Annotated in this window: 7 protein-coding genes; 3 read left to right on the forward strand and 4 right to left on the reverse strand. The window is 64.8% G+C overall.

Going from position 1 to position 6,649, the window contains the following annotated elements; all coding sequences use genetic code 11:
• The first annotated feature begins 92 nt into the window (after window positions 1-92).
• The 3 genes from FJ938_RS14380 (at window position 93) to FJ938_RS14390 (ending at window position 1,784) form a co-directional block, all read left to right on the forward strand.
• A complete protein-coding gene (locus FJ938_RS14380; protein ID WP_140611417.1) occupies window positions 93-833 on the forward strand; it encodes a sulfotransferase family protein in 741 nt (246 codons plus the stop codon).
• 116 nt (window positions 834-949) lie between these two features.
• Complete coding sequence (locus tag FJ938_RS14385; protein ID WP_140611415.1) at window positions 950-1,234, forward strand: hypothetical protein; 285 nt, start codon at window positions 950-952, stop codon at window positions 1,232-1,234.
• Between the two features lie 343 nt (window positions 1,235-1,577).
• Window positions 1,578-1,784: a hypothetical protein gene (locus FJ938_RS14390; RefSeq protein WP_140611413.1), complete on the forward strand. Its 207-nt coding sequence runs from the start codon at window positions 1,578-1,580 to the stop codon at window positions 1,782-1,784.
• Between the two features lie 733 nt (window positions 1,785-2,517).
• On the opposite strand, the gene FJ938_RS14405 is transcribed toward FJ938_RS14390, so the two are convergent.
• The 4 genes from FJ938_RS14405 to FJ938_RS14420 all read right to left on the reverse strand — a co-directional run bounded on the left by FJ938_RS14405 (window position 2,518) and on the right by FJ938_RS14420 (window position 6,374).
• Complete coding sequence (locus tag FJ938_RS14405; RefSeq protein WP_140694708.1) at window positions 2,518-3,288, reverse strand: exodeoxyribonuclease III; 771 nt, start codon at window positions 3,286-3,288, stop codon at window positions 2,518-2,520.
• A gap of 173 nt (window positions 3,289-3,461) precedes the next feature.
• Entirely contained in the window at window positions 3,462-4,115 is a 654-nt protein-coding gene (locus FJ938_RS14410) for an alpha/beta fold hydrolase (RefSeq protein ID WP_140694711.1), read from the reverse strand.
• 232 nt (window positions 4,116-4,347) lie between these two features.
• A complete protein-coding gene (locus FJ938_RS14415; protein WP_140694714.1) occupies window positions 4,348-5,472 on the reverse strand; it encodes a tetratricopeptide repeat protein in 1,125 nt (374 codons plus the stop codon).
• Window positions 5,469-6,374 carry a Ku protein gene (locus FJ938_RS14420; RefSeq protein ID WP_140694717.1) on the reverse strand — a complete coding sequence of 302 codons (906 nt, stop codon included), beginning with the start codon at window positions 6,372-6,374 and terminating at the stop codon, window positions 5,469-5,471. The genes FJ938_RS14415 and FJ938_RS14420 overlap by 4 nt, the downstream gene beginning before the upstream one ends.
• Window positions 6,375-6,649 lie beyond the last annotated feature (275 nt).

Genomic DNA, 6,649 nt, shown 5'->3' on the forward strand with positions numbered 1-6,649 from the left:
GCCGACTCTCGAAATTTGTTGCACCCTGGCCCTATCGGGAGCAATTTGCTGCTCACGGACCGGGCAAAAACAAGTCCGATGGGGATTGGGAAATGACGCTCAAGCTGATCGGGGCCGGTTTCGGCCGCACCGGCACGTGGTCGACCTTTGCCGCGCTGAACAGGCTCGGCCTGCCTTCCTACCACATGCAGGAAGTCATCATGAACAAGGCCAACAAGGGCCATCTCGACTTCTGGCGCATGGTGGCCAACAGTCCGCCCGGCACCCAGCACGACTGGAACCGGGTGTTCGCCAACTATACGGCCACCGTCGACAATCCCGGTTGCTGCGTATGGCGGGAACTGCTCGTGGCCTATCCCGACGCCAAGGTGTTGCTGACGCTGCACCCGCGCGGCGCCGAAGCCTGGTACGAGAGCACGATCGACACGATCTATTTCACCAACAATGTCTGGCAGTTCAAGATCCTGGAATGGCTGACGCCGTTCGGCTGGAAATTCGGCGACATGTCGAAAAAGCTGGTGTGGGGCCGCGCGCTCAAGGGCGTGATGGACGATCGCGCCAGGGCGGTGGCCCGCTACAACGCCTATATCGACGAAGTGAAGGCCGCGGTGCCGCCCGAAAAGCTGCTGGTCTACAAGGTGACCGAAGGCTGGGGGCCGCTTTGCGATTTTCTGGGCGTCGCCGTGCCCAACGATCCCTTCCCCAACCTCAACGACCGCGAAACGATCAAGAAGATCATCCGCGACATCATCAAGGGCTCCTACATCATGCTGGGGCTGAGCGTGGCGGCCGTCGCGGCGGTGGTCGCCGCATTATGGTTGTGGCTGCGGTAGCCCGCCACCAAGGCAGACGGCAATCCGTGATGGGCCAGGCCCGTACTCGCGAGTGCGGGAACAAACGCCGGCAGCCCGAGTTTTGCCTCCAGTCTTCACAGGTATTGGAGGCCACAATGGCACCGCGCGGCAAACCCCGCACCGACGATGATGACGGCCCGCAGGCGGATAGCCCGACCATCGAGCAGCAGGATTGGGACGCCGTCAAGGGCGGCCAGATCCTGCCTGATAGCGTGCCGGAAAACGGCGACATGCGCTACGGCACCGAGAAAGAGGGCGACCTGCCGCAAGAGGATGACGACAATCCCTACCAGGAGAGTGACGAGGCCCTGCCCGACGACGAGGAAGAAGCCGCGATCACGCGAAACCCGACCCGGGAGGGCCGGTTCGACGAGACGTAATTGATCATCGAAAAACTCCCGCCGTCCCCGCAATGTTCGCGTAATGCTTGGAGCTACCCCGGCCGACAATAGCCGTGGCGCGTCGCCTTTTTGCCCGTCCAACGCCCGTATTCGCCTCTCAACAAGGTAAAGGCTTTATATTGCAATTGGCTAAAATAGCGGAACGTCCAATGGACATTGCCGGAACCGAACAGGCCCCCTCGGACCTTTGCGTGCGCGACCCAAGACCTTAGTCCCAGAAGAAAACGCAAAGGGCCGATGAGGGCCCCTCCTCCGGGAACATCCGGCCCCTGCCGCCGTTTGCAAAGGTCTGTGAACCGGGCTCATCCCCGGAGGGAGCGTGATGTCCCATCGGTCCATCATCATCAAGACAGGTCACGGTCCGGGCACGGCGGTTGCCGTGCTGGCGGTTGGGCTGGTGGTGGTCGGCATCGTGTTCCTCGTCCTGGGCGGCGCGCTCTATTTCGGCGAACAGCCGTCCAATCAGCATGCGCTTTCCTCCGTGCCGGCCCGATCAGTGCAGACGGCCGATCGTGCGGCGGAAAACTGATGAAAGCGCGGCAGGCGGCGCGGTCGCCTTGCAATAAACATTAGATATTGCGAATATAATGATCAACCGGCCAGTGCCAGAAGCCGGCTTGGCCCGGTGTGCCTTTGTTTGCACCTGGTCGCCGGGCCACTTTTCCTGCCCGCCGGCGACGCGCTCAGCGCGCTATCTTGCCGTCCTTCGCCACCGCCTTGCCACGTCGATCCACCGACCGCTCCTTTGCCACGGCCGCGACCGCTTGGGCACGTGCCGCGCCCGCATGGCGACGAAGTCGGCGCTGGCGCCAACCACGATGCCATGGCCTTCCAGCCCTTCGCGCTTCGGCGAAGCAGGCGTCGGATCCGCGCTGCTGGTCCTGCCTATTCCGCTTTCGCGGAAGTTTCAAACATCAGCCAATGTGCAATGGTGTCGTTGCGGCGGTACGAGCCGCCCTGGTTGACGCGGGCGCCCAGCACACCCCAACATGCGCCCCCCGCCCGCGTCGGCCATGGCGTTCAGCGCCATACAGCTTCTCAAGCGTGGCGTCGGCCAGCCTGCCGGCCAGGCGCGCCGGCGCCAGGCCGACCGGCCGTGGCAGGTCCTGTGACACCAGCCCGGCGGGCGAGCCGGGCGTCAGCCGGAAATCCTGCGATTGCGTCGCGTTGGCGCCGGCAAGCGCCAGCCCGGCGGGGTCGAAACCGCGAAGCGGTAGGCGCCGGGCGAGCGGATCACGGCGCTGGCCGACGACGTCGACTGATTACTTCAGCTCCACCCACACCGGCGCATGGTCGCTGGCGCCGTCCTGCCCGCGCACCTCGCGGTCGATGCCCACCCCGTTCAGCCGGCGGGCGAGCGTCTTCGACAACAGGATGTGGTCGAGCCGCAGCCCGGCATCGCGCGGCCAGCGGTTCCGCCGGTAATCCCAGAAAGTGTAGAGCGTTTCCTTCGGATGCTTCTTGCGCAGCGCATCTGTCCAGCCCTGTTCGAGCAGGGCGGCGAAGGCGGCGCGGCTTTCCGGCTGCACCAGCGCGTTGTCGTCATAGGAGCGGGTGGCGTAGATGTCGCGGGGCTCGGGCACGATGTTGAAGTCGCCGGCCAGCACCACCGGCAGGCCGGTGTCGAGCAGCTGTTCGGCATGGGCTTCCAGGCGCGCGTGCCAGGCGAGCTTGTAGGTGAATTTCGGCCCCGGCCGAGGGTTTCCGTTCGGCGCATAGAGGCAGGCGACGACGATGCCGTCCACCGCCGCTTCGATGTAGCGGCTCTGCCGGTCTGCATCGTCGCCGGGCAGCGCATCGCGGGTCAGGACGGGTTCGGATCCTCGCGCGAGTATGGCGACGCCGTTCCAGGTCGGTTCGCCCTTCCACACCGCGCCATAGCCGGCCGCGGCGAGCCTGGTCAGCGGAAACTGCGTGTCGCGCGCCTTCAGCTCCTGCAGGCAGACGACATCGGGTTTTGCCGTCGCCAGCCACGCCAGCAGGTTTTCGAGCCGGCTGTTGATGTTGTTGATGTTGAAGGTGGCGAGTTTCATTTTTGAATGCCGAAGGCGACCCTCGCTTCGTCATCCTCGGGCTTGACCCGAGGATCCATGCCGTGACCCTCGCCGTGGAACGCGGCGGGGCAAAACTCCGAACCTTTGCATCGCCTTGGCGTCACGGCATGGATCCTAGGATCTGCGCGCGTCGCTTCGCTCCTTGCTCAGCCCTAGGATGACGACAGTGATTGTCGCGCCACCCATGCCTTCACCGTGTCCGCCACCGTCTTCAGATGATCGGCGGTGGAGAAACCCGAAACGCTCTTGCGCGGCTTCAAATCGTGGTCGCCATCCTCCAGCCAGATCACCTTGATGCTGTCGGACAGCCCATAACCCGCCACCTCGTCCATGGTGCCGAACTCGTCGCGCGTGCCTTGAAAAATCAACGTCGGCGTCTTCAGCCCGGTGAGATGCTTGGTCCGCAACTGCTCGGGCTTGCCCGGCGGATGGAAGGGGTAGCCGAGGCACACCAGCCCGGCGATTTCGCCCTTGGCAAGCATCTCGTCGGCGACCATGGAGGCGACGCGCCCGCCCATCGATTTGCCGCCGATGATCAGCGGACCGGCGACGCCCCTCGCCCTCAGGTCGGCGATCGCCTTGATGTATTCCGGGTTCACCGTCTCGGCGCGCGGCGGCGGCTTGCGGTGGCCGTAGCGGCGCGCCGCCATATAGTGGAACTCGAAGCGCGCGACCTGGAAACCCGCGACGGCCAGCGCCTTGGCGGTGGCGGTCATCGAGGGCGAATCCATCGACGCCCCGGCGCCATGCGCGAGCAGGATGGTGACGGGCGCGGTGTCGTCGCCGTCGAAGAGGAAGCTGGTCATGGGGTGATGACTCGCGCGACGCCGACGCTGCTGATCTCCCCCCTAGTGGGGGAGATGCCCGGCAGGGCAGAGGGAGGCGCGAAGGAATGCCAGCCTTCGGTCAAATGTCCAAGAGGCGGATTCCTTTGAAAAAGGCCGATCTGTCGGCGGGGCAGCGCCCCCCTCTGTCCTGCCGGACATCTCCCCCACAAGGGGGGAGATTGGCTGTCATCTCGGCCTTCGCCAATCATGCTCACACCGCCGTCCGCGCCAGTTGCGTGTCCACGAACTGCACGCCCTTGGCTGCAACCCCGGCCCATTCGGACTCCGCGTCGAGCTCAAGATACCGCACCCAATTTCGCCGTGCCTCAACCAGATTGCCGGCGTCGAACTCCAGCCTGGCCAGGTTGAACACGGGATCGGCATAATTCCTGTCGAGCGCGATCGCTTTCTGCAGGTGCCTTCGCGCCGAAGCCTCGCGGCCCTCTTCGCTCATCAGCCCGGCGAGGTTGAACCAGGCTTCGACGAAGGCCGGGTCGAGTTTTATCGCGCGGGCATAGTCGTGCGCCGCCTCCGCCACGCGCCCGCCGGCGCGCAGGCAGTTGGCGCGGTTGAACGCGGCGATCGCGTCGGTGGGATCGATGGCAAGGCAGCGCTGGTAGAGCGCGGCGGCCCCGTCATGGTCGCCGCCCTCCTCCGCCGCTTCCGCCTCGGCGAACAGCTCTTCCAGCGTGTCGTCGCCTTGCGCGGCCGCACCCAGGTCGAACAGCAACTGGCCGTCGAGCTCGCTCTGGCCGCCTTCGAGATAGATCGCGTCCGGCCGGCCATGCTGCGAGCCGACATTGAGCGACTTGGCGGTGAGCGAAGCGACCGGGCCGGAGCGGTGCACGGAACGCGCGATGGCGCCCCACGTCGCCCCGCCGGCGACCAGCCCGGCATATTTGCGTGCCAGGATCAGGTCGCGGAAGGAATAGGGTTCCGCGTCGTGCTCGAAGGCATCGAACAGCGACAAAAGGTCAAGGTCGGCGCCGGAGAGCCGCGATTGCTCGATCAGCGATTGCCTGGAAAGGGACGACGCCTGCGGCGCCTTCATCAGCCCGAGCAGGCGCAAAAAGCCGTTCTCGCTGATCAGCGTGCGCCCGGCCGCCTGCTCGGCGGCGATGCGGCGCTCGATCCCGGCATCGCCGTTCCGGGTCAGCCCTGCCTTGGCAAGCAAAGTCCGGCCGAACACGATATGCGTGGTGCGCCTGGTGATGCCGCGCCGGAGCTGGCCGTGCTGGCGCTCGACCTCGCGCGCGGCAAGCCGCAGCGGAAACGCCGCCAGTGCGCCGATCGTGCCGAAGACGGCGCCCGGGACCGAGACGGCTCGTGCCGTCATTTCTTGCTCTTGCCGACCGCCTTCAGCAGATTGGCCTTCAGCGGATTTTCAGGCGCACCGCCCGCTGCCGCCTTCTTGGCGGGCTTGGCGGGCGCCTCCTCGGCCTTGCTCTTCGACTTGGCCGGCGGCTTCGACTGCGACAGGCTCGCCTTCAGCGCATCCATCAGGTTGATGACATTGCCGCGCTCGGGTGCGGCCGCGATGATCGGCTTATGGCCCTTGAGCTTCTCGCGGATCATCGCCATCAGCGCGATCTCGTAGCGGTCCTCGTAGTTCTTCGGGTCGAAGGTGGTTTCCTTCTGCTTGATCAGCGCTTCGGCGAGTTCCAGCATTTCCGGATCGGGCTTGCCGGCCGGGATGTTGCCGAAATACTCAGCCGTGCCGCGCACTTCGTTCGGGTTCCTCAACGTGCACACGAACATGCCGTTCTCGCGCGGGCCGATCGTCACCACCCGCTCGCGGCTGGACAGCACCAGCCGGGCGATCGCCAGCTTGCCGGATTTGCGCATCGCTTCGCGCAGCACCGCGAAGGTTTCCTCGGCCATGGCGCCATCGGGGGCCAGGTAATAGGGCGCGTCCTGATAGATGACATCGACCTCGCCTTCGTCGACGAAGGCCTCGATGTTCATCGTGTGATTGGACTCGATGCGCACCGCGTCGAGGTCGGCGTCATCGATGATGATGTACTGCTTGTCCTCATACTCGTAGCCCTTGACCAAATCGGCGCGCTCGACGAGCCCCAGTTCCGGGTCGACCGGCTTCATGTTGATGCGGTTGTGGGTCTTCTTGTGCAGCTGGTTGAACGAGATGCGTTCGCTGGCGCTGGTGGCGGGATAGAGCCGCACCGGACAGCTGACCAGACTGAGTTTGAGGTAACCTTTCCAACTTGCCCTGGGCGCCATGATACACTCCTACGCGGCCATGCACTGACAATATGTTGGAGCATGGGTCTTGTCCAAAAACCGGTTCCCACTTTTGGGGACCATGCTCCAAGCAGCGCTGTTCGTCCGCAGGACGAATAAGGCTGCGCAAATCCTACACCGGCCCCGCACTTTATAGGCAAATCCCTGACGAATGTTTTAGGGCGCCGGCGGGGTCGGAGGTGAGGATAATTCAAAATGTAAGAAGCGTCGATGGACTTGGGTTCCTCTCCCCCACAAGTGGGGGAGAGGAACCC

This window comes from Mesorhizobium sp. B2-4-14, from assembly GCF_006442155.1.
In the GTDB taxonomy this organism is placed as follows: Bacteria; Pseudomonadota; Alphaproteobacteria; order Rhizobiales; family Rhizobiaceae; genus Mesorhizobium.

Bases quoted from the DNA above. Each gene is read 5' to 3' on its own strand.
- FJ938_RS14380 (WP_140611417.1), top strand. From the start codon at position 93: ATGACGCTCAAGCTGATCGGGGCCGGTTTCGGCCGCACCGGCACGTGG.
- FJ938_RS14385 (WP_140611415.1), top strand. From the start codon at position 950: ATGGCACCGCGCGGCAAACCCCGCACCGACGATGATGACGGCCCGCAG.
- FJ938_RS14390 (WP_140611413.1), top strand. From the start codon at position 1,578: ATGTCCCATCGGTCCATCATCATCAAGACAGGTCACGGTCCGGGCACG.
- FJ938_RS14405 (WP_140694708.1), bottom strand. From the start codon at position 3,288: ATGAAACTCGCCACCTTCAACATCAACAACATCAACAGCCGGCTCGAA.
- FJ938_RS14410 (WP_140694711.1), bottom strand. From the start codon at position 4,115: ATGACCAGCTTCCTCTTCGACGGCGACGACACCGCGCCCGTCACCATC.
- FJ938_RS14415 (WP_140694714.1), bottom strand. From the start codon at position 5,472: ATGACGGCACGAGCCGTCTCGGTCCCGGGCGCCGTCTTCGGCACGATC.
- FJ938_RS14420 (WP_140694717.1), bottom strand. From the start codon at position 6,374: ATGGCGCCCAGGGCAAGTTGGAAAGGTTACCTCAAACTCAGTCTGGTC.